General features: G+C 81.9%; 1 protein-coding gene. It reads left to right on the forward strand.

Annotated elements, in window-relative coordinates; translation table 11 throughout:
• On the forward strand, positions 1–481 hold a 481-nt coding region (locus tag EEJ42_RS30885; protein ID WP_123105175.1), incomplete at its 5' end, for a glycosyltransferase.
• Positions 482–530 lie beyond the last annotated feature (49 nt).

The raw sequence follows: 530 nt of genomic DNA on the forward strand, positions 1-530 counted from the left end.
CGTCCCGGCGGCGCTCGTCGTCGCGGGTGACGGCCCGCTGCGCGCCCGGCTGGAGGCCCGCGCCCGCGCGGAGGACCTTCCGGCGGCCTTCCTCGGCCACGTCGGCGACCGGGCCCGCTTGGCCGCGCTCCAGGCGAGCGCGGACGTCGTCCTCGCCCCGGGCCCGGCGGAGACCTTCGGGCTGGCCGCGCTGGAGGCGCTGGCGTGCGGGTCGCCCGTCGTCGTCAGCGCCCTGTCCGCGCTCCCCGACATCGTCGGCCCGGCGGGCGCGACGGCGGCCGACAACGGGGCGGCCTTCGCGGACGCCGTCGCCCAGGTCCTGGCCCGCCCCGAACCCGTACGCCGCGCGACGGCCCGGGTCCGCGCCGAGCGCTACGGCTGGCCCGCGGCGGTCGACGCCTTCCTGGCCGCCCACGACGCGCCCCGCGTCCAGCCCGACGGCCGGATCCCGGCCCGCACGGCGACCGGCGGTGCCCGGTGAGCGCACCCCGCGCTTGCCCGGACCGTCGGCCCCACCCCGCCGACACGTC

The sequence above is a fragment of the Streptomyces botrytidirepellens genome (genome assembly GCF_003721215.1).
GTDB classification, from domain to species: domain Bacteria; phylum Actinomycetota; class Actinomycetes; order Streptomycetales; family Streptomycetaceae; genus Streptomyces; species Streptomyces himastatinicus.